The 24,484-nt window shown below is 58.9% G+C and carries 25 protein-coding genes and 2 pseudogenes; 19 read left to right on the forward strand and 8 right to left on the reverse strand.

Annotated features, from left to right (window positions below; genetic code table 11):
• Positions 1–36 precede the first annotated feature (36 nt).
• From ACFWW4_RS19820 to ACFWW4_RS19910, 19 genes and pseudogenes are all read left to right on the forward strand, one after another.
• Positions 37–822, forward strand: a complete 786-nt coding sequence (locus ACFWW4_RS19820) for a class I SAM-dependent methyltransferase (RefSeq protein ID WP_411892428.1) — start codon at positions 37–39, stop codon at positions 820–822.
• A 203-nt stretch (positions 823–1,025) separates the two neighbouring features.
• Entirely contained in the window at positions 1,026–1,499 is a 474-nt protein-coding gene (gene rplO, locus ACFWW4_RS19825) for a 50S ribosomal protein L15 (protein WP_411892429.1), read from the forward strand.
• A 105-nt stretch (positions 1,500–1,604) separates the two neighbouring features.
• On the forward strand, positions 1,605–2,966 hold the full coding sequence (gene secY, locus ACFWW4_RS19830; protein WP_411892430.1) for a preprotein translocase subunit SecY: 1,362 nt from the start codon (positions 1,605–1,607) through the stop codon (positions 2,964–2,966).
• A complete protein-coding gene (locus ACFWW4_RS19835; RefSeq protein WP_393927376.1) occupies positions 2,963–3,607 on the forward strand; it encodes an adenylate kinase in 645 nt (214 codons plus the stop codon). The genes secY and ACFWW4_RS19835 overlap by 4 nt, the downstream gene beginning before the upstream one ends.
• A 260-nt stretch (positions 3,608–3,867) precedes the next feature.
• Positions 3,868–4,236, forward strand: a complete 369-nt coding sequence (gene rpsM / locus ACFWW4_RS19840; RefSeq protein ID WP_393927374.1) for a 30S ribosomal protein S13 — start codon at positions 3,868–3,870, stop codon at positions 4,234–4,236.
• 12 nt (positions 4,237–4,248) lie between these two features.
• Entirely contained in the window at positions 4,249–4,638 is a 390-nt protein-coding gene (gene rpsK / locus ACFWW4_RS19845; RefSeq protein ID WP_019953332.1) for a 30S ribosomal protein S11, read from the forward strand.
• 110 nt (positions 4,639–4,748) lie between these two features.
• On the forward strand, positions 4,749–5,765 hold the full coding sequence (locus tag ACFWW4_RS19850; protein WP_393927371.1) for a DNA-directed RNA polymerase subunit alpha: 1,017 nt from the start codon (positions 4,749–4,751) through the stop codon (positions 5,763–5,765).
• A 136-nt stretch (positions 5,766–5,901) separates the two neighbouring features.
• The gene (gene rplQ / locus ACFWW4_RS19855; RefSeq protein WP_393927369.1) at positions 5,902–6,321 is read left to right on the forward strand and encodes a 50S ribosomal protein L17; all 420 of its coding nucleotides are present in this window, start codon (positions 5,902–5,904) and stop codon (positions 6,319–6,321) included.
• A 143-nt stretch (positions 6,322–6,464) separates the two neighbouring features.
• Entirely contained in the window at positions 6,465–7,658 is a 1,194-nt protein-coding gene (locus ACFWW4_RS19860; RefSeq protein WP_411892431.1) for a CaiB/BaiF CoA transferase family protein, read from the forward strand.
• Entirely contained in the window at positions 7,655–8,473 is an 819-nt protein-coding gene (locus tag ACFWW4_RS19865) for a citryl-CoA lyase (protein WP_411892432.1), read from the forward strand. The genes ACFWW4_RS19860 and ACFWW4_RS19865 overlap by 4 nt, the downstream gene beginning before the upstream one ends.
• Before the next feature lie 111 nt (positions 8,474–8,584).
• Positions 8,585–9,892 (forward strand): replication-associated recombination protein A, encoded by a 1,308-nt coding sequence (locus tag ACFWW4_RS19870; protein ID WP_411892433.1) that lies wholly within the window; start codon positions 8,585–8,587, stop codon positions 9,890–9,892.
• A 31-nt stretch (positions 9,893–9,923) separates the two neighbouring features.
• Positions 9,924–10,283: a fluoride efflux transporter CrcB gene (gene crcB, locus ACFWW4_RS19875; RefSeq protein ID WP_411892434.1), complete on the forward strand. Its 360-nt coding sequence runs from the start codon at positions 9,924–9,926 to the stop codon at positions 10,281–10,283.
• The gene (locus tag ACFWW4_RS19880; RefSeq protein WP_411892435.1) at positions 10,280–11,335 is read left to right on the forward strand and encodes an RluA family pseudouridine synthase; all 1,056 of its coding nucleotides are present in this window, start codon (positions 10,280–10,282) and stop codon (positions 11,333–11,335) included. The genes crcB and ACFWW4_RS19880 overlap by 4 nt, the downstream gene beginning before the upstream one ends.
• Positions 11,328–11,999, forward strand: coding sequence for an HAD-IA family hydrolase (locus tag ACFWW4_RS19885; RefSeq protein ID WP_411892436.1), 672 nt, complete (start codon positions 11,328–11,330; stop codon positions 11,997–11,999). Before ACFWW4_RS19880 ends, ACFWW4_RS19885 begins: the two co-directional genes overlap by 8 nt.
• Positions 11,996–12,724, forward strand: a complete 729-nt coding sequence (locus tag ACFWW4_RS19890) for an ATP12 family chaperone protein (protein ID WP_411892437.1) — start codon at positions 11,996–11,998, stop codon at positions 12,722–12,724. Before ACFWW4_RS19885 ends, ACFWW4_RS19890 begins: the two co-directional genes overlap by 4 nt.
• Positions 12,725–12,927: 203 nt before the next feature.
• Positions 12,928–13,947, forward strand: coding sequence for an amino acid ABC transporter substrate-binding protein (locus ACFWW4_RS19895; protein ID WP_393927281.1), 1,020 nt, complete (start codon positions 12,928–12,930; stop codon positions 13,945–13,947).
• Positions 13,948–14,089: 142 nt separating this feature from the next.
• On the forward strand, positions 14,090–15,661 hold the full coding sequence (locus ACFWW4_RS19900; protein WP_411892438.1) for an amino acid ABC transporter permease: 1,572 nt from the start codon (positions 14,090–14,092) through the stop codon (positions 15,659–15,661).
• A gap of 1,210 nt (positions 15,662–16,871) precedes the next feature.
• Positions 16,872–17,528, forward strand: a pseudogene (locus ACFWW4_RS19905) (amino acid ABC transporter permease); the annotation flags it as partial.
• Between the two features lie 12 nt (positions 17,529–17,540).
• Positions 17,541–18,332, forward strand: coding sequence for an amino acid ABC transporter ATP-binding protein (locus tag ACFWW4_RS19910; protein WP_393927277.1), 792 nt, complete (start codon positions 17,541–17,543; stop codon positions 18,330–18,332).
• A gap of 40 nt (positions 18,333–18,372) precedes the next feature.
• Here the strand turns inward: ACFWW4_RS19910 and ACFWW4_RS19915 are convergent, their stop codons facing one another.
• The 8 genes and pseudogenes from ACFWW4_RS19915 to ACFWW4_RS19950 all read right to left on the reverse strand — a co-directional run.
• Positions 18,373–18,900 (reverse strand): SixA phosphatase family protein, encoded by a 528-nt coding sequence (locus ACFWW4_RS19915; RefSeq protein WP_411892439.1) that lies wholly within the window; start codon positions 18,898–18,900, stop codon positions 18,373–18,375.
• Positions 18,897–19,502 (reverse strand): ferredoxin, encoded by a 606-nt coding sequence (locus tag ACFWW4_RS19920; RefSeq protein WP_411892440.1) that lies wholly within the window; start codon positions 19,500–19,502, stop codon positions 18,897–18,899. Before ACFWW4_RS19920 ends, ACFWW4_RS19915 begins: the two co-directional genes overlap by 4 nt.
• A complete protein-coding gene (locus ACFWW4_RS19925) occupies positions 19,503–20,006 on the reverse strand; it encodes a hypothetical protein (protein ID WP_411892441.1) in 504 nt (167 codons plus the stop codon).
• 60 nt (positions 20,007–20,066) lie between these two features.
• Positions 20,067–20,924 (reverse strand): acetylglutamate kinase, encoded by an 858-nt coding sequence (gene argB / locus ACFWW4_RS19930; protein WP_411892442.1) that lies wholly within the window; start codon positions 20,922–20,924, stop codon positions 20,067–20,069.
• A 17-nt stretch (positions 20,925–20,941) separates the two neighbouring features.
• Positions 20,942–21,589: a ribosome biogenesis GTP-binding protein YihA/YsxC gene (gene yihA, locus ACFWW4_RS19935; RefSeq protein ID WP_411892443.1), complete on the reverse strand. Its 648-nt coding sequence runs from the start codon at positions 21,587–21,589 to the stop codon at positions 20,942–20,944.
• Between the two features lies 1 nt (position 21,590).
• Entirely contained in the window at positions 21,591–22,346 is a 756-nt protein-coding gene (locus ACFWW4_RS19940) for an MOSC domain-containing protein (protein WP_411892444.1), read from the reverse strand.
• Positions 22,347–24,149, reverse strand: coding sequence for a membrane protein insertase YidC (yidC, locus tag ACFWW4_RS19945; protein WP_411892445.1), 1,803 nt, complete (start codon positions 24,147–24,149; stop codon positions 22,347–22,349).
• Positions 24,150–24,268: 119 nt separating this feature from the next.
• Positions 24,269–24,484: pseudogene (locus ACFWW4_RS19950) on the reverse strand (tRNA 2-thiocytidine(32) synthetase TtcA); the annotation flags it as partial.

A 24,484-nucleotide genomic window follows, 5' to 3' on the forward strand; every position in this document is an offset into this window, starting at 1 on the left:
TGGTCTGACATCAAAAGGCTCAGATTGGGCCCAGCGTTGAACTATCTTTGGTATGGTAGAACGTACGGCAGCGGATCAATGGGTTCGAAGAGATCAGTTTTTGCTGACATTGTCCCACGTGACGTTCCAACACTGGAAATTGCGCCTTGGCATAATCCATTCTTGACCGGCCCAAATGTGAAAACATTCGACGTGTTGGACACCGAGGCGCTTCGAGCGCGAGCACGTAAGCTGGGCGTATCCGAGAAACGGATTGGTCATATCGACTACGTTTCGCCGATCGGCGACCTGTCAATTATTTCCGAGCGTTTCGACGTCGTTTATAGCAGCCATTGCGCTGAGCATACGCCAGATATCATCAGGCACTTTAACCAAGTGTTCGATATCCTTAACGATGGGGGACACTACTATCTGTTCCTGCCGGACAAACGCTTTTGTTTCGATCACTTTTTGCCCGAAACATCAATCGCAGACGTATTGCGGGCTTACGTCGAAAAACACACCTTTCATTCCAGTCGTAGTCTGCTGCACGCCAACTTGCTGTTGACCCATAATGAGCCTCGTCGACATTGGGCAGGCGATCATGGCAAGCCTCGCTATTATACAGAAGAATTACAACTGAAGGATATCCTGGAGCAGATCGATGACTCAAAAGGCACCTATGTCGATTGCCACGCTTGGCAATTCACGCCAGAAGGTTTCCGGATGATTTTCAATTACATGGCGGACAATGGATACTGCAAACTACGCCCGATGCGGGTCTTCGGAACGCGGGTCAACTCCCATGAATTTGCCGTGGTTCTCGAAAAGGTCGAACAGTAGAAATTGGTGGAGACGTCGAAAGATCGAGACATTCCCTCGGCATCTTCACTATGCCCTCTAGCAACTATACCTTGGTGCTTGCCTGACCCACTACAACGGTCTATACGCCGCAGGTCGGCTGGCCTCTGCCCCGACTCAGTCTGAAACGCCGTGTTTGCCCGCTCCCGTCGCTGGGGGGTAGTTCCGGCCAAAGGAGAAGCGACATGAAACTGAATGAACTGTCTGACAACCCGGGCGCCACACAGCGCAAGAAGCGTATTGGTCGCGGTCCCGGTTCCGGCATGGGTAAGACCGGTGGCCGTGGTATCAAAGGTCAGAAATCGCGCTCGGGCGTGGCGATCAAGGGTTATGAAGGCGGCCAGATGCCGCTCTACCAGCGCCTGCCAAAGCGCGGCTTCAACAACATCAACCGCAAGACATTTGCCGTCGTCAACCTGGGCCTGATCCAGAAATTCATCGACGAAGGCAAACTGGACGCCAAGGCCGACATCACCGAAGACGCGCTGATCGCGTCCGGTCTGGTGCGCCGCAAAAAGGACGGCATCCGCGTGCTGGCCAAGGGTGAGTTCAAGGCCAAGGCCAAGATCACGGTGACCGGTGCCTCCAAGGGCGCCATCGAAGCTGTCGAAAAGGCCGGCGGCTCACTCACCGTCACAACCCCGGCAGCGGCTGAGTAAAACCTTGTGGGTGACCGCCCGGTCGCCTACATAACCACTCAAGTTTTCCCAAACGCCGCCAATCGGGGGACCCGCTGGCGGCGTTTTTTATAAAAAGAGACCCATATGGCTTCTGCAGCAGAGCAAATGGCCGCCAACATCAGTTGGAGCGCCTTCGGCAAAGCAACTGAACTGCGGCAACGCATCTTGTTTACCATCGGGCTGCTGATGGTTTACCGCCTTGGTACCTATATCCCGATCCCTGGCATCGACGGTCTGGCTTTGCGCCAGTTTATGGAAGAGGCGGCGACCGGAATTGGTGGCATCCTGTCGATGTTCACCGGTGGCGCCTTGTCCCGTATGGGGATCTTTGCGCTTGGCATTATGCCGTATATTTCTGCGTCGATCGTAGTGCAGCTGCTGGGCTCCATGTGGGAGCCATTGAAGAACCTCAAGAAAGAGGGTGAGCAGGGACGGCGGAAGCTGAACCAGTATACCCGCTATGGCACCGTCGCGCTGGCCACAGCGCAGGCTTACGGTCTCGCCGTCAGTCTTGAGGCAGGCGGTTTGGCGTCTGATCCGGGCATGTTCTTTCGTGCGGCCTGTGTGATCACCATCGTCGGTGGCTGTATGTTCCTGATGTGGCTGGGTGAACAGATCACTGCGCGTGGCATCGGCAATGGTATTTCGCTGATCATCTTTGTGGGCATCATTGCCGAAATTCCAGCGGCCATGGCGCAGTTTCTGTCCCAGGGCCGGTCGGGTGCGATCAGCCCTGTGGTGATTGTCGGCATCATTGTGATGGTGCTGGTGGTGCTGACCTTTGTGGTCTTCATGGAGCGGTCCCTGCGCAAGATACACATCCAGTACCCGCGCCAGCAGCGTGGCCAGAAGATTTATGACGGATCGTCCAGCCACCTGCCGATCAAGGTGAACCCGGCGGGTGTGATCCCGGCGATCTTTGCATCGGCCCTGTTGCTGTTGCCGACCACGATCAGCACATTCAGCGGCGGATCGGCCAGCCCGATCATGTCGACCATTCTGGCCTATTTCGGCCCCGGCCAGCCGCTTTACCTGATCTTCTTTGGCGGCATGATCATCTTCTTCACGTATTTCTATACCCGCGAAGTGGCGTTCAAGACCGAGGATGTGGCCGAGAACCTGAAAAACCAGAACGGGTTCGTGCCTGGTATTCGCCCCGGCAAGAAGACCCAGGAATATCTTGACTACGTGGTCACCCGCATCCTTGTTCTTGGCTCCGGCTATCTGGCGCTGGTGGCATTGCTGCCCGAAATTATCCGCGCGCAATTGGCCATTCCGTTTTACTTTGGCGGCACATCGGTGCTGATTATCGTGTCTGTCGGGATGGATACCATCCAGCAGATCCAGTCCCATCTGGTGGCCCACCAGTACGAAGGTCTGATTGAGAAGTCGCAACTGCGTGGTAAGCGCGGTGCAGGGAAACGCAAAGGACCATCGCGTAAATGAATATCATACTGCTGGGGCCGCCGGGGGCGGGTAAGGGTACACAGGCGCGCAGGCTGGTGGACGAACGCAACATGGTGCAGCTGAGCACCGGTGACATGTTGCGGGCCGCCCGGACCAGCGGGACCGAAATGGGTAAGATGGTTGCCGATGTCATGGACCGGGGCGAACTGGTGACCGATGATATCGTGATCGGTCTGATCCGCGAGCAGTTGGAAAACGATCAGGGCGGCGGCGGCTATATCTTTGATGGCTTCCCGCGCACTTTGGCGCAGGCAGATGCGCTGGGCCGGTTGCTGGTCGATATGGGCGAAAACCTTGATGCCGTGATCGAGATGCAGGTTGACGATGATGCGCTTGTGGACCGGATCACGGCCCGGGCGACCTGCAAGGATTGCGGTGAAGTCTATAATGACAAAACCAAACCGATCCCGGATGACGGCAAATGTGTGAACTGCGGGTCGACCCGGATTGAGCGCCGTGCAGATGATAATGAAGAGAGCCTGCGCACCCGTTTGATGGCCTATTATAAGCAGACCAGCCCGTTGGTGGGCTATTATTACGCCAAGGGCGATCTGAAATCGGTGGATGGTCTGGCCAGCATGGATGAGGTTGCGGCGAGTATTGCGGCTGCATTGCGCTGAGGCGGCAAAATTTTCGCGAAAATTTTGTCTGACAGATGGATTTTCTCGAAAATCCATCGCCCCTGCAGGCACCTATTGACCATCAGGGCGATGCCCCCTAAACAGCGCCATCTCGCAAGAGAATCAATTTGCGGTCAAGGGTCGCGCCCACCACCGCAGACTACCTGGATATGACGCAGCCCGGCGCCCAAACGCTCCGGGCTTACGTTGTGAAAAAAGGGTCTGGAATGACGGACCCGCAACGAAAAGGAAATGCACACGTGGCACGTATTGCCGGCGTAAACATACCCACTGGAAAGCGGGTTCCAATCGCCCTCACTTACATCACCGGTATTGGCAACGCTAAGGCCGAAGAAATCTGCGAAGCGGTCAAGATCGACCGGTCCCGTCGCGTGAACGAATTGTCCGATGCCGAAGTGCTGGCCATTCGTGAATATATCGACGGCAACCTGACCGTCGAAGGTGACCTGCGTCGCGAGACACAGATGAACATCAAGCGTCTGATGGACCTTGGCTGCTACCGTGGCTTGCGCCACCGCCGCAACCTGCCGGTTCGCGGTCAGCGGACCCACACCAACGCACGCACCCGCAAAGGCCCCGCAAAGGCCATTGCCGGCAAGAAGAAATAAGGAGGCTGATCGATGGCACGCGATACAAAACGCACCAAAAAGAAGGTCTCCAAGAACATCGCCGCTGGCGTTGCTCATGTGAATTCTTCGTTTAACAACACCAAGATCCTGATCTCTGACGTGCAGGGCAACGCGATCGCATGGTCGTCCGCTGGCACGATGGGTTTCAAGGGATCGCGGAAATCCACACCTTATGCGGCCCAGATGGCTGCAGAAGATGCGGGCAAGAAAGCACAGGACCACGGCGTAAAAACGCTGGAAGTCGAAGTGCAGGGCCCCGGTTCCGGCCGTGAAAGCGCGTTGCGTGCGCTGGCTGCTGTTGGTTTCAACATCACATCGATCCGTGACGTGACCCCAATGGCCCATAACGGCTGCCGCCCGCCAAAGCGTCGCCGCGTCTAATTACCCAAACGCTTTGGGGTCGTGCCAATGCGCATGGCCCCAATCCGTCATTTTGAAACCTCGGGCGTTTGCCTTTTTGGACATGAAGGCAGACTGGTATGGAGGGACATATGATCCACAAGAACTGGGCTGAGTTGATCAAGCCAACTCAATTGGAAGTCAAACCGGGCAATGATCCGATGCGTCAGGCGACTGTTGTCGCTGAACCGCTGGAGCGTGGCTTTGGTCTGACGCTGGGCAATGCCCTGCGCCGTATCCTGATGTCGTCGCTGCAGGGCGCCGCGATCACCGCTGTGCAGATCGACAATGTGCTGCATGAGTTTTCATCTGTTTCGGGTGTGCGTGAAGACGTCACCGACATCGTGCTGAACCTCAAAGGTGTCGCGATCCGCATGGAAGTCGAAGGCCCCAAGCGTCTGAGCGTTCAGGCCAAGGGCCCTGGCGTTGTGACGGCGGCTGATATCTCCGAGACCGCCGGTATCGAGATCCTTAACAAGGACCACGTGATCTGCCACCTTGACGATGGCGCCGATCTTTACATGGAACTGACCGTCAACACCGGTAAGGGCTATGTCGCCGCTGACAAGAACAAGCCGGAAGATGCGCCCATCGGCATGATGTCGATCGATGCGATCTATTCGCCGGTCAAAAAGGTGTCTTATGACGTGCAGCCGACCCGCGAAGGTCAGGTGCTGGATTATGACAAGCTGACCATGAAGGTGGAAACCGACGGGTCGCTGACCCCTGACGATGCGGTGGCTTATGCCGCCCGCATCCTGCAGGATCAGTTGTCGATCTTCGTCAACTTCGATGAGCCTGAAAGCGCATCTGCCGGTGCCGATGATGACGGTCTGGAGTTCAACCCGCTTTTGCTGAAGAAAGTGGACGAGCTGGAACTGTCTGTGCGTTCGGCCAACTGCCTGAAGAACGACAATATCGTGTATATTGGCGATCTGATCCAGAAGACCGAAGCAGAAATGCTGCGCACCCCGAACTTCGGCCGCAAATCCCTGAACGAAATCAAGGAAGTGCTGTCGGGTATGGGTCTGCACCTTGGCATGGATGTCGAGGACTGGCCGCCGGACAATATCGAGGATCTGGCCAAGAAGTTCGAAGACCAGTTTTAACAATCTAAGGTGGGGTTCAACCCCACCCTACCCAAATGCCCACGCTGGTGGGGAACATCTGGGCAATCCTGCCCCAATAATACGGCTGGCACGCATCAGACCGTTGGACAAAGTATAAATCTAAAGGAGACATCAAATGCGTCACGCAAGAGGTTACCGCCGCCTGAACCGCACCCATGAACACCGCAAGGCGCTGTTCGCGAATATGGCAGGCTCGCTCATCGAACATGAGCAGATCAAGACAACACTGCCCAAGGCCAAGGAACTGCGCCGGGTTGTGGAAAAGCTGGTCACACTTGGCAAGCGCGGCGATCTGCACGCGCGCCGTCAGGCCAACGCCCAGCTGAAACAGGACATGCATGTCGCCAAACTCTTCGACGTGATCGGCCCACGCTATGCCGAGCGTCAGGGCGGCTACATCCGCATCATGAAGGCCGGTTTCCGCTATGGCGACATGGCACCGATGGCGATCATCGAATTCGTCGACCGCGACGTTGACGCCAAAGGCGCTGCCGACAAGGCCCGCGAAGCCGAGATGGAAGCCGCTGACGAATAAGTCGCCGCTGCCACACGGATGACCGACAAGCCCCGCCAATCGTGCGGGGCTTTTCTTTTGTCCCATTGACTTGCCTTTCGCGCCCCGGCTGGCGCAGTCTGCCCTTTGAAACCAAAAGGTTGGCAACCGCAGAAAGGCATGTGATGTCCAAACCGTTGGACGGCGTTCGTGTCCTAGACCTGACCAATGTGCTGGCTGGCCCGTTCTGCTGCCATCATCTGGCCCATCTGGGTGCCGAGGTGATCAAGGTCGAAGCGGTCGGGCGGGGTGATCTGGCTCGCCAGTTGGGGGCCGACCCTGACCTGAGTGCCGCCAATATGGGGGTGTCTTTTCTGGCGCAGAATGCGGGCAAGAAATCGGTCACGCTGAACCTGAAGAAGGATGAAGGCAAGGCCCTGTTTCTGAAGCTGGTCGAAACCGCCGATGTGCTGGTCGAGAATTTCCGGCCCGGCGTCATGACGCGGCTGGGGTTGGATTATGCTGCCTTGCAAGCCGTGCAGCCAAGATTGATCTATTGCGCCATTTCCGGGTTTGGACAGGACGGCCCGTGGATGCATCGCCCGGCCTATGACCAGATCATTCAGGGCGCATCGGGTGTCATGTCCATCACCGGTGATCAGGACAGCGCGCCATTACGCGTGGGTTATCCCGTCGCTGATACCGTCGGCGGGATGACGGCAGCCTTTGCCATTGCCGCCGCGCTGAATGCGACCCCGCGGGGCAGTTTCATTGATGTCTCAATGCTGGAATCCGTGCTGGTGTCGATGGGCTGGGTAGTTTCGAACTATCTGATTGCCGGGGTCGCACCGACGCCGAACGGCAATGAAAACGTCACATCCGCACCCTCGGGGACTTTCCGGACCGGTGACGGGCTGATCAACATTGCCGCGAACAAGGACGAACAATGGCAGTTGCTGACGCAAGCGTTGGGGGTGGATGAGTTGCAGACACGCCCGGAATACGCGACGCGCGAGGCGCGCAAGGCGCATCGTGCCGCCCTGAAACTTGAACTGGAACAGGCATTGGCGACCCGGTCTGCCCGCGACTGGGCAAAGGAACTGAACCAGATCGGTGTTCCAGCGGGTGCCGTGCTGACAGTGCCCGAGATCTTGGGCATGCCGCAGGTGACCGAACGTGGATTTTTGCAAGAATACGGGGATGTTCCCGGTGTGGGACGTGACATCGCCTTGGCCACGACAGGCATCAAACTGGATGGCGATGCGCCGACCGTGCCGACCCCGCCGCCGGTTCTGGGCCAGCACAACGCAGAAATTTGGGGCGCACTTGGCCTGTCTGATGATGAAATTGCCCGGCTGAAGAAGGATGGGGTGTTATGAGTGGCAAACGCAGTGATGTGTCAGATTGGTGGACAACCAGCATTATCGATATGGCGCCGGGTCAGATCAGAATGCGGGGAAGACCGATTGAAGAGCTGATCGGAACGGTGACATTTCCGCAGATGATCTGGCTGATGACCCGCGGTGACCTGCCGACGGCGCAGCAGGCGGACCTGCTGGAATGCGCGCTGGTGGCTGCGGTCGATCATGGCCCGCAGGCCCCGTCGATTGCGGCGGCCCGTATGGCAGTGACCTGTGGCGTGCCGTTGAACGGGGCCATGGCATCAGCTGTGAACATGCTGGACGACGTGCATGGCGGGGCGGGCGAACAGGCGGTGGAGCTTTACGGCTGGATTGACCATGCGATGCGGAATGGTCTTGAGATCAACGCAGCCACCGCACAGATGATTGACCGCTGGCAGGTCGAGCGTTCGAAATATCTGCCAGGTTTCGGGCACCGGTTTCACACGCCAGAGGACCCGCGCGCCCCGCGCTTGCTGGCGCTTGTGGCTCAAGCTGCCACTGACGGAACGGTCAGCGGACGTTTTGGCCAGATCGGGCAGGCGTTGCAGGATGTGTTGAACGAGCGCGCGGGCAAGCCTGTGCCGATGAATATAGACGGGGCGACGGCGGTGATTTATGCCGAACTTGGGTTTTCGGGTCCGCTGGCCCGGGGTCTCTTTTGCCTGTCCCGCTCTGTCGGCATTCTGGCCCATGCGTGGGAGCAGATGCAGCAAGGCGGGCGGAACAAGGGGCCGACCCCGCCTGACTATCGCTGGACCTATGACGGACCAAACCCGATCAGCGAGGTCTAATCGATCCCGCAATGGCGTATCCGCGCCCTTGCAATCGACCCGCTGGCCGAACATATCCTGACGGGCGATGATCATGAACCTGTTCACCTTGCGCGAGACGGAGGTCACCTGATGGCCGATCTGTTCGACAGCGCACCCGTGCCTGATAATGCGCCACGCCCGTTGGCGGACCGGTTGCGTCCGGCGAAACTAGCGGAGGTGATCGGGCAGGATCAGGTGCTGGGGCCTGATGCGCCCTTGGGTGCGATGCTGGCCTCCGGGTCGCTGTCGTCGCTGATTTTCTGGGGCCCGCCGGGTGTGGGCAAGACCACGATTGCCCGGTTGCTGGCGGATGAAACCGATCTGCATTTCGTCCAGATCAGCGCGATTTTCACTGGTGTCCCGGAACTGCGCAAAGTGTTCGAAGCAGCCAAGATGCGGCGTCAGAATGGCAAGGGCACATTGCTATTCGTGGATGAAATCCACCGCTTCAACAACGCGCAGCAGGATGGGTTTTTGCCGCATATGGAGGATGGCACGATCTTGCTGGTGGGCGCGACCACCGAGAATCCGAGCTTTGAGTTGAACGCCGCTGTACTGAGCCGGGCGCAGGTTTTTATCCTCAAACGGCTGGATCTAAAGGACCTCGAATTGCTTGCTCAGCGGGCGGAGAAGGAGTTGGGCAAGCCCTTGCCGCTGGACGGCCCGGCGCGCGAGGCGCTGTTGGAAATGGCCGACGGGGATGGGCGTGCCTTGCTCAATTTGATTGAACAGGTTGCGGCCTGGAAGACCGATGCCAAGCTGACAACCGATGATCTGACCAAACGGCTGATGAAGCGGGCGACGAAGTACGACAAGTCGGGCGACGAGCATTACAATCTGATCAGCGCATTGCATAAGTCGGTGCGCGGGTCGGACCCGGATGCGGCGCTTTACTGGTTTGCCCGGATGTTGGCGGGGGGCGAGGACCCACGGTTTCTGGCCCGCCGGATCACGCGCATGGCGGTTGAGGATATCGGGCTGGCTGATCCGCAGGCGCAGGCGGTTTGCCTGCAATCTTGGGAGACGTATGAACGGCTGGGGTCGCCGGAGGGCGAACTCGCCTTGGCGCAAGCACTGGTTTATCTGGCTCTCGCCCCCAAATCGAACGCCACTTATGTGGCTTACAAGGGCGCAGTGAAGGCGGCCAAGCAGACCGGGTCAGAGCCGCCGCCGGCCCATATCCTCAATGCCCCTACCAGCCTGATGAAGGAACAGGGGTTTGGCGCGGGCTATGCCTATGACCATGATGCAGAGGATGGGTTTTCCGGGCAGAACTATTTTCCGGAAGGCATGAAGCGCGGCGTTTATTATACGCCGGTTGACCGGGGCTTTGAGCGCGAGTTGAAAAAGCGCGTTGATTACTTTGCGGGCCTGCGTGCCAAGCGCGGCAAGAATTGACATTCGGCCCCGAACCGGCGAAGGCACCCGCATGATGGCTCCTGTAATCTCTGTCGCCCTTGGCGGCGCAATTGGATCGGTTCTGCGATATCTCGTGGGGCTGGTTGTGGCGTTTCCATTGGGCACGCTGGCGGTCAATGTGATCGGGTCATTTGCGATTGGTGTGATCTGGGTGCATCTGGCGGACCGAGGGTTGCAGCACTGGTTGCCGTTTCTAATGACAGGTGTTCTGGGCGGGTTCACGACCTTTTCGGCCTTCACATTGGATGCGCTGCGTCTGGTTGAGGAAGGCCGGGTGACGGCGGCGGGCGGCTATGTGCTGGGATCGGTGGTTGCTTCGATTTTGGCCTGCGGTCTGGGTTTGTGGATTGCGCGGGGGATGGCGACATGAGTGGCGTGCAGACCCGTGTGATCGGCGCTGATGATGGTGATCAGCGGGTTGATCGGTATCTGCGTCGGCTGTTTCCGCATCTGACGCAAGGCCGCATTGAAAAGATGTGCCGCAAGGGCGAATTGCGTGTCGATGGCGGCCGGGTCAAGACGAACACGCGGCTTGAGGTCGGGCAGACCGTGCGGATTCCGCCCCTGCCAACGGAAGCAGAGGCAGACGCCGTCCGCGCGCTGGCCAAGCAGGGTGTGACCAAGGCGGATGCCAAGCTGATTCAGTCATGCGTGATCTACCGCGACGACCATATCATCGCGATCAACAAACCAGCCGGGCTGGCCACGCAAGGCGGGTCAAAGACGACGCGCCATGTGGATGGCATGGCCGAGGCGCTGACCTTTGGTTACGATGAAAAGCCGCGTCTGGTGCATCGGTTGGACAAGGATACTTCCGGCGTGTTGCTGCTGGCCCGGACGCGGACCATGGCAAAGCAATTGACCGAGAACCTGAAGCATCGCGAGACGCGCAAGATTTACTGGGCAGCGATTGCCGGTGTCCCGCATCCGCGCGCGGGGACAATCAAATACGGACTGGTCAAGGCACCCGGCCATGGCCGTGGGGGCGAGAATGAAAAGATGCGCTGCGTGCATCCGCGTGATGTGGAGACAACTGAAGGTGCGAAACGAGCGACGACTGACTATGCGGTTATGGATACGCTGGCCAGCCGGGCGTCCTGGTGCGCGCTGGTGCCGATTACGGGTCGGACCCATCAGTTGCGTGCGCATATGGCCGAGATTGGGCATCCGATCATTGGTGATGGCAAATATGGCGGCTCCGGCCAGGAAAACCTTGGCGATGGCTGGGGTGCTGGCATGGGATCAGAGATTGGGCGCAAGATGCATTTGCATGCACGCAGTCTGACGATTGAGCATCCTGCGACGGGGGCGAGCCTGCATCTGACCGCGCCGCTGCCGGATCATATGCAGAAAACATGGGATTTCGTCGGTTGGGTCGTCGGCCACGCCCCGGTCGATCCGTTCAATATGCCTGATGAGTGATTTGCGACTGGTGATTTTCGATGTCGACGGCACACTGATCGACAGTCAGGCCGAAATCGTGGCGGCCATGACCCTTGCCTTTGCGGGTGAGGGGATCGCGATGCCGGACAGGAATGCCGTACTCTCCATCGTGGGCTTGTCACTGGATGAGGCATTCATGCGCCTTTGCCCGGATGCGGATGCAGCGGGCCGTGGCAGGCTGGTGGCGGGGTACAAGGATGCCTTTGCCGGGTTGCGGACGCAGGACAAGGAGCTTGGCCCGCTTTTCCCCGGTGCGCGCGCGGCATTGGAGGTTTTGCAGGCGCAGGATCATACGCTTTTGGCGGTTGCGACGGGCAAATCCCGGCGGGGTCTGGATAAGGCGCTGGAGCGCCACGGGCTGACGGGGGTGTTTCACAGCGAACAGGTGTCTGATCACCATCCATCCAAGCCGAACCCGTCGATGATCCTGACGGCGCTGAATGAGACCGGCGTATCGCCGCAAGCGGCGGTCATGCTGGGCGATACGACATTCGATATGGATATGGGCCGTGCCGCAGGCGTGCGCACGATTGGCGTCAGCTGGGGGTATCATCCAGCAGATGATCTGCGTCCCGATATCCTGATCCACGATTTTGCGGCGTTGCCGGATGCGGTTGATCAACTGACGGGGTCATCATCATGAGCGACTGGAAGGCCAAGCGTTTCTGGAACGAGGCTACAACCGCCCCTGTCACGGGCGGTTTTGCGGTGCATTTGGACAACCGCGTGGTCAAGACCCCGGCCAAGGCTGATCTGGTCCTGCCCACGCTGGCCATGGCCGAGGCCGTTGCCACCGAATGGGATGCGCAGGAAGGTCAGATTGATCCGCGCACCATGCCAGTGACGCGCGGGGCCAATGCGGCCATCGACAAGGTGCGCCCCCAGCGCGATGAAGTGATCGCGATGCTGGCGGAATATGGTGACAGTGATCTGCTATGTTACCGCGCCGCAGGACCGGCGCGGCTGATCGCGTTGCAGTCGGAAAGCTGGGACCCGCTGCTGGATTGGGCGGCAGAGACATTGAATGCCCGGCTTTGGGTCGGCGAAGGGGTCATGCATGTGGCACAGGATTCCGATGTGCTGCAGCGATTGACCGATGAAGTGGCCGCGTTTGACAATTTCGCGCTCGCCGCGGCGCATGATCTGATCAGCCTTTCGGGATCCCTGATTCTGGCGCTTGCCGTCACGCGTGGTCGGTTAACACCGCAGGAGGCCTGGACGCTGTCGCGTGTTGACGAAGACTGGCAGATCACCCAATGGGGCGAGGATGAAGAGGCCACAGCGCATGCGCTGATCAAGCAAACGGCGTTTTCCGACGCGGCCAGATTTTACCGGCTTTCGCTTGACTCATCCAAAACGGGTGCGTGATTGCGCGCCGCCCGAATTCTCGCCGAATTATTAGGCGTTTTGTCCCGGATTCCCGTTGCTCACCCTTGACCTCATCAGCAGTTTCCGCACACTCTACGGACGCTGAGACGGGTGACCGTTCTCATTCATCATGACTGTCTAAATGGGACGGGACAAAAATTGGCTGCCTCCGAATGGGGGCAGAAACTCAGGAAGAGGTAAAAATGAAAAGAACCGTATTTTTCGGCGCGCTGACTGTTGCTGGTCTGGCTGCCAGCATGGCTTCGGCGGCAACGCTTGATGATGTCAAGGCCCGCGGCTCGCTGAACTGCGGCGTCACAACTGGTCTGGTTGGCTTTGCCGCCCCCGACGCGAACGGCGTCTGGACTGGTTTCGACGTGGGTATGTGCCGTGCCGTTGCTGCTGCGATCTTTGGTGATCCAAGCGCGGTTGAGTTTGTGCCGACCACCGGTCAGACACGTTTCACAGCGCTTGCGTCTGGTGAAATCGATATGCTGGCGCGTAACACAACATGGACCTTCAGCCGTGACGTTGACCTGAAGTTCGAATTCAATGGCGTGAACTACTATGACGGTCAGGGCTTCATGGTTCCCAAGGAACTGGGCGTGAACTCGGCCAAGGATCTGGATGGCGCGACTGTCTGCATCCAGACCGGCACCACGACCGAGCTGAACCTGGCGGATTTCTTCCGCACCAACAACATCAGCTACGAGCCTGTGCCGATTGAAACCAACGCAGAAGCACAGCAGCAGTATCTGGCTGGCGCTTGCGACGTCTATACCACTGACGCATCCGGTCTGGCTGCGACACGTGCCACATTCGAAAACCCTGCAGATCACGTGCTTCTGCCGGAAATCATTTCCAAAGAGCCACTTGGCCCGCTTGTCCGCCACGGCGACAGCGAATGGGGTGATGTGGTCCGTTGGACGCTGAACGCGCTGATCACAGCCGAAGAACTGGGCGTGACATCGACCAATGTCAACGATCTGGCCGCTGCACCCACCGACAACCCCGAAGTGAACCGTCTGCTGGGCACCGAAGGTGAGCTGGGCGCGATGCTGGGTCTGGACGCCAACTGGGCACAGAACGCCATCGCTGCTGGTGGTAACTATGGCGAACTGTTCGAAAAGAACATCGGTGAGAACACACCAATCGGTCTGGCGCGTGGTCTGAACGCACAGTGGACCGAAGGTGGTCTGATCTATTCGCCACCTTTCCGCTAAGTTCTGATAATGGTGAAGGGCCCGGCAATGCCGGGCCCTTTTCCCAATAGCTAGTGTGCTGATAAAAGCGCATCCCGCGTGCAGTGACATTCGGATCAACTGAAGCCTGCACGACAATATCGGGAGCCACCGGGAGATATATATGTCGACGTTGACCGACCCGCCGAAAGCTGCCTTTCGGCCAAGCCAACTCATCTATGATACACGCTATCGTTCGATCACTATTCAGGTGGTTGCCCTGATCCTGCTGTGCATCGCGTTTTATTGGCTGATCAACAACACTGTTCAGAACCTTGCCAATCTTGGCAAGGAATTCAATTTCAGCTTTCTGGGGTCGCGGGCCGGTTACGATATCAATCAACGGCCGATCGCTTACGACAACTCCATGACACATGCCCGTGCCGCGCTGGTCGGCATGACCAACACCATATTGGTGTCGGCGCTGGGCTGCATTATGGCGACAATCATTGGCGTGATCATCGGCGTTCTGCGGTTGTCCAATAACTGGGTCGTGTCGCGCCTGGCGGCTGTTTATGTCGAGGGCTTCCGGAATGTCCCGCTTTTGCTGTGGATTATCGCCATTTTCGCCTTGTTCACGGAAGGCATGGATCCCCCGAATACTTTCCGCCCCAACGCGGATGGCATCGCCCAGAATGAGATGTTTCTGGGTTCAGTCGCCGTCACAAATCAGGGAACGTTCATGCCGGGCCTCGCCTGGTCAAGCCTGGCCTGGATCCTGTCGCTGGTCCTGATTGCCTGCATTGCCGGCATCGTGTTCCTGCGCCGCCGCGCCCGGGCCATTCAGGCCGAAACTGGACGTATCGTGCCGGTGTTCCTGCCCGCGCTGGGCGTGCTGATCGTGCCGATGGTGCTGGGCTATTTCGCGCTGAGCGCTGTGTCGCAGCGCAATGATCAGGTCTTTGTGGCCTTGGGTGCACAAAGCGGTATGGACCTGGCCAGCTATGCCGAAGCAAGTGGCCGGATCAATTTCTGCAGCATCCCGAGCGAGGCTTCAACGATCAACGCCGAACGCTATATGCAAAGCACCGACGTGAACTTTCGCCGCGGTGACTTTTTCGGCGACGATGACGCCCGCAAGGCGCTGGCTGCGGGCAATTGCAGCTTAATCATCGTCGATGCATCCGAAGCGGATGCCCTGATCGCCGAGATTGAGGCGACACCACTGTTCAATGAACCCATCGCCGTGCTGAGTGACCAACTGGTCGAAGGCCGCGTGGTTGAGGTGCATTACCCCGTTATGACGGAACGCGGCATCCCGCGTTTCGAGGGCGGTTTTCAGGTCCGTAATCCGCTGATTGCCCTATGGCTTGCGCTGTCACTCTATACCGGCGCCTTCATTGCCGAGATTGTACGCGCCGGTATTCTGGCCGTCAGCCGGGGACAGTCCGAAGCTGCATTTGCCCTGGGTCTGCGCCCGAACCGGACGATGCGGCTGGTGATCCTGCCGCAGGCGCTCAGAGTGATTGTGCCGCCGCTGATTTCGCAGTTCCTGAACCTGACGAAGAACTCATCGCTTGCCATTGCGGTCGGCTATATGGATGTGCGCGCCACGCTGGGCGGCATCACCATCAACCAGACCGGGCGAGAGCTGGAAGGTATCTTGCTGATGGGGATGTTCTATCTCGCCCTTAGTATCGCGATTTCGGCCGTGATGAACTTCTACAACAACCGCAACACTCTGAAGGAGCGCTAGGATGTCTGATACACACGCACAATCCAGCACCTTTGTTCGCACACAGATGTTGTCGGAAGCTGAACCGCCGCTTCGCGAAAAGGGTGCTGTGAAATGGTTGCGGGAAAACCTGTTTTCAAGCTGGTTGAACGCTATCCTGACTATTCTTTCGCTGTTGATCGTTTACTGGGCCTTGTCGGGGTTGATCCCGTGGCTGGCCAATAGCGTCTGGACAGCAGGGTCCTTGACCGAATGTCGGCAGGTGTTGTCGGTTGACGGTTTGGGGAGCCATGACGGGGCATGTTTTGCGGTGATCACTGACCGATGGGTGCAGCTGATCTTTGGCTTCTATCCATCTGATCTGTACTGGCGTCCGGTGCTGGCCTTTGCCCTGTTCTTCGTGGCACTTGCACCGGTCCTGTTTTCGGCACAATTGCCGAGACAGATGATGTGGTTCTCGCTCGTCTATCCGTTTCTGGCTGTCTGGCTGATCTGGGGTGGTTCGATCTGGAGCCCATTGCTGGTCCTGTTGGGCTTTGTTGTGGGGTACCTGGCGCTGCGCGAATTGTCGAAGATTGGCGGTGCGATTGTCGGGGTGATCAGTGCTATTGTGGTGGCGGTCATATGGTGGGGCCTGATTACCCCATGGGCGACCAATACGCTGCACCGCGTCGTCGGCGAAGCACGGATCGAAAGCGAAACCGCCGCACTGAGTGCGATGGTCGATGAAATGACCCCCCGTCTTGAAGCGCTTGAGGCGGAGCGCGATGGGCTGATTGCCCGCGTCAATGAAGAAGTGGCGACAAAGGATGCCTTGCTGGAAGAGGCATTGGCGCAGCGCTTGAACAACCCCGGAACACCCGCGTTTGAGACAGCGCGCAGTGCATTGCTCGCCCAGATGGATGTTTTGATGGCAGCGCGCCGCGAGGCATCCGAACTGGCGGTAGAAACCTTCTTGCTGGATGAGGATCTGTCGGAGGCGCGCGGCCTGCTGACCAGAACCCGGCTGTTGGAAGCCCAGAACGCGCAGTTGCCTGGACTGACCGAAAAGGCAGCCGAGTTGCGTGCCAACCTGCCGGATGCGGTGGCCAAACTGCTGTCGCTTGACGGCGCGGGTGAAGCAACCCCAGAGGAGCGTCAGGCGCTGGAAGAGACACTGGCCGCAGAGGAACAGGCTGCCACCCTGCGGGATGCGCTTGAAAGCACCTATGCCACGCTTGGCCGTGTCGGGCTTGAACCGGTGCAAAGCCGCGAAATCGGTGGCTTTACGCTGGGGATGATCATTGGTGTGTCCGGTATCGTGCTGTCGCTGCCGCTGGGCATTCTGTTGGCGTTGGGTCGCCAGTCGCCGTTGCTGATCATCAACAAGTCCAGTGTCGCCTTTATCGAGGTGATCCGCGGTGTTCCGTTGATCGTCTGGCTGATCACGGCATCACTGCTGCTGAACTACTTTCTGCCGCCCGGGACAAATTTTGACCTGATGCTGCGGGTGATCATCATGGTGACCCTGTTTTCGGCGGCCTATATTGCCGAGGTGATCCGGGGTGGTCTGGCCGCATTGCCAAAGGGCCAGTACGAAGGTGCAGACAGTCTGGGACTTGATTACTGGCAATCGATGCGGCTGATCATCCTGCCGCAGGCCTTGAAAATCTCGATCCCGGGGATCGTCAATACCTTCATCGGTCTGTTCAAGGATACGGTTCTGGTGGTGTTTATCGGCCTGCTGGACCCGATTGGCCTGACCAACGCGATCCGTGCCTCGACCGACTGGAACGGCATCTATTGGGAGCTGTTCATCTTCATCGGTCTGCTGTTCTTTATCTTCTGCTACAGCATGGGCCGCTATTCACTTTACCTGGAGAAAAAACTCCAGCGTGAAAACCGCTAAGGAGACCTGACAATGGTTGAAATGACAAAAGAACGCGAGATTGATCGCAGCCAAATGCAGGTCTCTGACGAGGTGGCGATCGAGATCACGAATATGAACAAGTGGTACGGGACGTTCCATGTGCTGCGCGACATCAACTTGACCGTGCAGCGCGGCGAGCGGATCGTGATCTGCGGCCCGTCGGGGTCCGGCAAATCGACCCTAATCCGCTGCATCAACCGGCTTGAGGAACATCAGGCCGGTCAGATCATCGTGGACGGCACCGAGCTTTCGTCGGATCTGAAAAATATCGACAAGATCCGATCAGAGGTCGGCATGTGCTTTCAGCACTTCAACCTGTTCCCGCATCTGACGATCCTAGAAAACTGCACCCTTGCCCCGATCTGGGTTCGCAAGACCCCCAAGAAAGAGGCCGAGGAAATCGCGATGCATTTCCTCGAAAAGGTCAAGATCCCCGAACAGGCCGACAAATATCCCGGCCAGTTGTCCGGTGGTCAGCAGCAACGTGTGGCCATCGCCCGGTCGCTCTGCATGAAGCCGCGCATCATGCTGTTTGATGAGCCCACATCGGCCCTTGACCCAGAGATGATCAAGGAAGTGCTGGATACGATGATCGAACTGGCCGAGGAAGGCATGACCATGCTCTGCGTGACCCACGAGATGGGCTTTGCCCGTCAGGTCGCCAACCGCGTCATCTTCATGGACCAGGGCCAGATCGTGGAACAGAACGAGCCGGAGGAATTCTTCCTCAACCCGCAATCAGAACGGACACAGCTGTTCCTGAGCCAGATCCTCGGCCACTAAGCACAACGTCGCCCCGGCCTTGCGCCGGGGCCTCGTGGCGCTAGTCGATGTCGGTGCGGCTGGTCCCGATCAGATCGCGTGGCACAGTGAAATCGACGCATGTGCCACCCCGCTGGCCAGCGTCAGCCCAACCATCAATCTCGAAATCGATAACGGCTGTGGCACAGGTTGGATAGTCGCTGTACCGAGTGTGATCGGGCGCTGACTTGACCAGCAGGTTGGCCAGCATCCCGATCCCCGGATTGTGCCCGATCAGGGCAACATTGTCCGCCGTCTGGCGTTGGATCAGTTCCAGCAATGTCAGCGGGGCTGCGTGGTAGATCTGGGGCGACAGATGCAGTTCGGGCTTGGGGTCCAGTTTCTGCAGGATCAGATCCGCGGTTTCGCGTGTTCGGGCCGCGTCTGAACACAAAATGATGTCGGGCATATACCCATGCTCGGCCATCCACGACCCAATTGCCGGGGCAGAGGCCCGCCCGCGATCGTTCAGCACCCTTGCGTGATCATCGGCAAACGGATCGCTCCAACTGGATTTGGCGTGGCGGATCAGGATCAGGCGTTTGGTCATAGGAAGGCTTTCATATGGAATGCGGCTTGATCGGGCAGGCGGTTCGCTTGACCCACAGGGCAGGCGCGGCGGGCGGCACAGCCGCGTGTCATGCAACTGGCCCCGTTTGGGCTGCGCAGATAGGTCTTGCACCTGCCCACGTCGTAACCATCGGCAAACGCATCGACAGGGCAGGCGGCTTTGCAGGGTTGGTCTTCGCAGGACTCGCAAGGACACGGCCAGGTGCCGATCACCGCGCGTCCCGGCTGCCGGATGGCGCCCCTGAACGACACGAAAAGCCCCGCATCTTCATGCACAAGAAACCCAATGGGCGAGGTCCAGCAGCGCCCGCTTTTCAGCGCCCAGTTTTGAAACGGGGCATATGGCGGCCCGCCGAAGGGAAAGATGGCCGTGCCGTTGTGTTCGGCCGCGATGGTGCTGACCACCCGGGCCGACCAGCGATCCAGCGGGTTGGGAGCGCCATCGCCATACTCCGGGCTGGCACGAAAAATGGGCCAGAAATGTGGTTCGTCCGGCCCGATCAGCGTGATGACATCGGCGCCGTCCTGGCATTCGCCCAATGGGCGCAGGCCAACCCGGCGCAGCCTGTCATTCAGCCTCATTCAGCGCACGCGGGTCCATGACGGGGGTATTGATCCGGGGGCGTCTGGTACGAAGGTCAGCACATCGTCGCTACACCTGAAATTGCCGCGCGACTGGCCCCAGCCGCCGCCATCGGCTGTGGTGATCGGGATGTCCATGCGTGTGCCCATGACGTCGGCTGAACCGACAAGCGCATAGTCCGTCACATCCGCAATATAGTCGTTATCATCTGCACTCAGCGTTCCTTGCGATGCGCCGCTGATGGTGATCGCCATGGGTGGCACATCGGGCATCTGTGCGGTGATGACCAGATCATCGATGGTCATCGACATGTCGCCCGCATCCGAGATCTGCAGATTGGCCGACCCGCCATCATGGCGCGCACTGCCGCCCATCTGGGCGCCCATGGCATCGGCCAGGCTCTGACCGTCGACCTCCCATTGTCCGACCAGGCAGGGGTCGATGGCCAAGGCGGATGTGGTGGAAAGTGTCAGGGCAAAAGCAGCGCAGGAAAGCAGTTTCATCGTCATCTCCCTTAAAGAACGGATGTCACATAGCACAGTTTCGACCGTGGCGCAGGTCCTTCAATCGCGCGGTTCGCGAATGATCGACCCGGCCCCGTGTTCGGTAAACAACTCCAGCAGGCAGGCATTGGGCAATCGCCCGTCCAGAATGACGACGGCGCGCACGCCCTGTTCCAGTGCGGCAAGCGCGGTTTCGGTCTTGGGGATCATCCCGCCTGCAATCGTGCCATCAGCAATCATCGCGCCGACCTGATCGGTGGTCAGCTGCGTCACAACCTCGCCACTTGCGTCCTTGACGCCGGGGACGTCGGTCAGCAACAGCAGCCGGTCCGCCTTGAGCGCGCCAGCAATGGCACCGGCGGCAGTGTCACCGTTGACGTTGAAGGTTTCCAGCATGTCCATGCCGGTCGCCACGGGGGCCACCACCGGAATGATCCCGGCACTGTAAAGATCGCGCAGCACCTGCACGTTCATTTCCACCGGTTTGCCGACAAAGCCCAGTTCGGGGTCATCCGCCTCGGCCACCATCAGGTCGTCATCCTTGCCCGACAGACCGACGGCGCGCCCGCCTTCGTCCATGATCGCCTGCACGATGCGTTTGTTGACCAGCCCGGTCAGCACCATTTCGACGACTTCGACAGTGTCCTTATCGGTCACTCTCTTGCCGCGCACGAATTCCGATTTGATCCCCAGCTTGTCCAGCATCTCGTTGATCATCGGGCCACCGCCATGCACCACGACGGGGTTCATGCCGACCTGACGCATCAGCACGATATCGCGGGCGAATTCGGCCATCGCGTCGGCGTCGCCCATGGCGTTGCCACCGAATTTCACAACGACGATTGCCCCCGAATAGCGCTGCAGATAGGGCAGGGCCTCGGACAGTGTGCGTGCGGTCGCGATCCAGTCACGGTTCATGTCTTCGGTCCTTTTCTTCATTCCACGCCCGCGATGACGGCGCGCAGCGTCGCGATCCCGTCGCCTTTTTCGGAAGAGGTCAGGATGATCTCGGGAAAGGCAGCAGGGTGTTTGACCAGTGCGGCGCGTGTTTTAGCCAACGCTTCGTCCAGTGCCTTGCCCTTGATTTTGTCCGTCTTGGTCATGACCACCTGAAACGTCACCGCGGCGCTGTCGAGAAGGGACATGATTTCCTCATCCACCGCCTTGGCCCCGTGCCGTGCGTCGATCAGGACAAAGACGCGGCGCAGCGTCTGGCGGCCCTGCAGATACTGTTTCAGAAGCCGCTGCCATTTCTCCACCACCGCGACCGGCGCGTTGGCAAAGCCGTAGCCGGGCAGGTCGACCACATAGATGTCGCCAGCGGTGAAAAAGTTGATTTCCTGCGTGCGCCCCGGTGTATTGGATGCCCGCGCCAGCCCCTTGCGCCCGGTCAGCGCATTGATCAGAGAGGATTTGCCCACGTTGGACCGCCCGGCAAAGCAAACCTCGACCCGGTCCGCAGGGGGCAGCCCGTCCATGGCGACCACGCCTTTGAGGAATTCGGTTTCGCCTGCAAACAACCGCCGCCCTTTTTCAAGCGCGGCGTCGTCGGGGGTTTCGACCTCGGGAAAGCGTAATTCCATCTTAGCCCACCTTGACCGTGTCATTCAGACCAACCTTACCGCCCTTGATCACGGTGGCATAGACGCCGAAATTCTGGTGGTCCCAGCCATCGCGCAAAACCGCCAGCGTGTCGGTGTCGCGTTGCCCGGTGCGGGGGTTCGCCTTTGTGTGGGCGCAGCGTTCGATGGGTTCATGGATCTGCAGAACCGCATCGCCCACTTGGATTTCGCGGTCGATCCATTCGAACTCTTCCCACGGGGCGGTACCGTCCAGCCAGATATTCCCGCGCCAACGCTCCATCTCGAGCCTGCGGCCCAGACGGCCCTGCACCGCCTTGTGGCTGGCATAGGTCATGATCGATACAGTGGGGTAATTACTGTCGGTCATGCCCCGGTCGGGGGCGGCAACCAGCCCGGTGGGCTGAAACCGGTCAGGCGGGCATAAGGGCGCGACCCAGGCCAGAAACCGGGCCTGATCCGCTGGATCGTCGGGGGCAAATTGCAACTCGCCCAGATCCTGATGGGTCAGGGTCAGGCTGCGTGCATCCTCGTCCAGCTTGGCCCAGATGCCAGCCAGACCGGGGGTGGTCACACCGATCATGAAGTTCCGGCAAGACACCCATTCGGGGTTTGCGGCATCAAACTTGGTCCGGTCATGGGTGACGGCCCACTGCCTGTCCCACGGCATGGTCTGGCCGGTGACCAGCGTGACCTCATCCAATGCCTCGCGCCCGTGGCTTTTGATCGGATGCCGCCACAGCGCGGCGACAGTGATCATCTACTTGCCCTCTTTCTTGTCGAGGTCGACGGTTTTCTTCCGCTTGATGCTGGACTTGATATTGCCGAACACATCCGGCTTGGCGCCGTGGCTGCGCATGATGGCGTATTGCTGGATGAAGGTGATGATGTTGTTGGCGATCCAGTAGATCACCAGACCGGAGGCGAACGACCCCAGCATGAACATGAAGACCCATGGCATCCAGGCAAAGATCATCTGTTGGGTTGGGTCTGTCGGGGCCGGGTTCAGCTTTTGCTGCAGCCACATCGACACACCCAGCAGGATCGGCAGGATCCCGATAAAGAGCAAGGCGAGGATCGAACCGGGCTCTGGCCCGGCAAATGGCAACAGGCCGAACAGGTTCAGGATAGAGGATGGATCAGGCGCGCTGAGGTCATCGATCCAGCCGAACCACGGGGCATGGCGCAATTCGATGGTGACAAAGATCACCTTGTAGAGTGAGAAGAAGATCGGAATTTGCAGCAGGATCGGCAGACAGCCCGCGGCCGGGTTGACCTTGTTATCCTTGTAAAGCTTCATCATGCCTTGCTGCATGGCCTGCCGGTCGTCGCCGGCTTTTTCCTTCAGCTTCTCCATCTCCGGCTGCAATTCTTTCATGCGCGCCATGGAGACGTAGGATTTATAGGCCAGCGGCAGCACCAGCGCCTTGAGGAACACTGTCAGCGCAATAATGGCCCAGCCCATATTGCCGATCACGGCGTTCAGATAGTGCAGCACGGCAAAGATCGGCTTGGTCAGGAAGAAAAACCAGCCCCAGTCAATGCTGTCCAGAAAGCCGCCAACGCCACCCTCGTTTTCGTAATGGCGGATTGCTTCCCATTCCTTGGCCCCGGCAAAGAACCGGGTGGTGACGGTAGTGGATGCACCGGCCGCAACGCTTTCCGCAGGCATGATCGCTTCGGCCTGATAGATGTCGCGATTGTCGAAATGGCGGACAGTGGCGCGGAAGGGTGCGCCCTGTTCGGGTATCAGGGTTGTCATCCAGTAGTGATCGGTCCAGCCGATCCAGCCGTTCTGCTGCACCTCGACCCGCGCGTCTTCGTCGCTGGGCACCAGATCGACCACTTCGTCATAGTCAATCTCTGACAATTCACCATCGGCCATCCGCACAAGGCCTTCGTGCAGGATAAAGAAGTTCTTGAGGTCATCCGGTTCCGAATAGCGCCGGATCAGACCGTAAGGGCGGGAGTTGAAGACGCCACCGCCATTGTTGATCAGCGTCTGTTCAAAGCTGAACATAAACTCATCATCAATCGAGATCTTGGTCTGGAACACCTGCCCCTGCCCATTGTCCCATTGCAGGGTGATGGGTGTTGTAGGCGTCAGTGTTTCCCCTTCGATCAGGGTCCAGACAGTATCATCATTCGGGGCAACATCGCGGTCGCCGGTCCAGCCGAAAAGGGCAAGGTAGGCATCAGCTTCGCCCGCGGGGCGCATCAGACGAACGGTTTCAGCATCTTCATCCAGCGTTTCGCGGTAATTGGTCAGGGCCAGATCGTCGATCCGCCCGCCACGCAAGGAAAGTGAACCGGAGACAGAGCTGTTTTCAATGGCGATGCGCGGGGCTTCCGCCTCGGCGGTCGGTTCCTGATCGGGGGTTGTGACGGCCCCGGTGGTTGTCGGGGCCTCGGCGGCGGGCACGGCACCGCCATCGGTACTGACGCTTTGCTCGACGGTCGGCTCGACAGGAATCTCCTCGGGCGGGAACAACAACGTCCATGTCATGATGACGGCAAAGCTCAGCACCGTCGCCAGGATCAGGTTCCTATTCTGCTCGTCCATCTGAAAGTCGCCCATTTCCACATAAAATTCTGAAGGCCGTTCAACCTGCCGGGGGCCGAAAGGTCAAGCGGTTTTGCCTTATTTGCGACCAAACAGGGCAGTTGTGATCATCGTCAGGCCTATTCGTGCGGCGCAGTGTCCGCCGCAAGCGTCAGCCCCGCGAAATCGAACAGTTTCGGGTCGAGCAGATGGGATGGCCGCGCGTTCATGAGGGCGCGGAACATGACCTGCCTGCGTCCGGGGCTGTTCTTTTCCCAGCCATCCAGGATCTGTTTGACCTGCTGGCGCTGCAACCCATCCTGCGACCCGCACAGATCACAGGGAATGATCGGATA

This window comes from Yoonia sp. SDW83-1, assembly GCF_046762885.1.
Lineage (GTDB): Bacteria > Pseudomonadota > Alphaproteobacteria > Rhodobacterales > Rhodobacteraceae > Yoonia.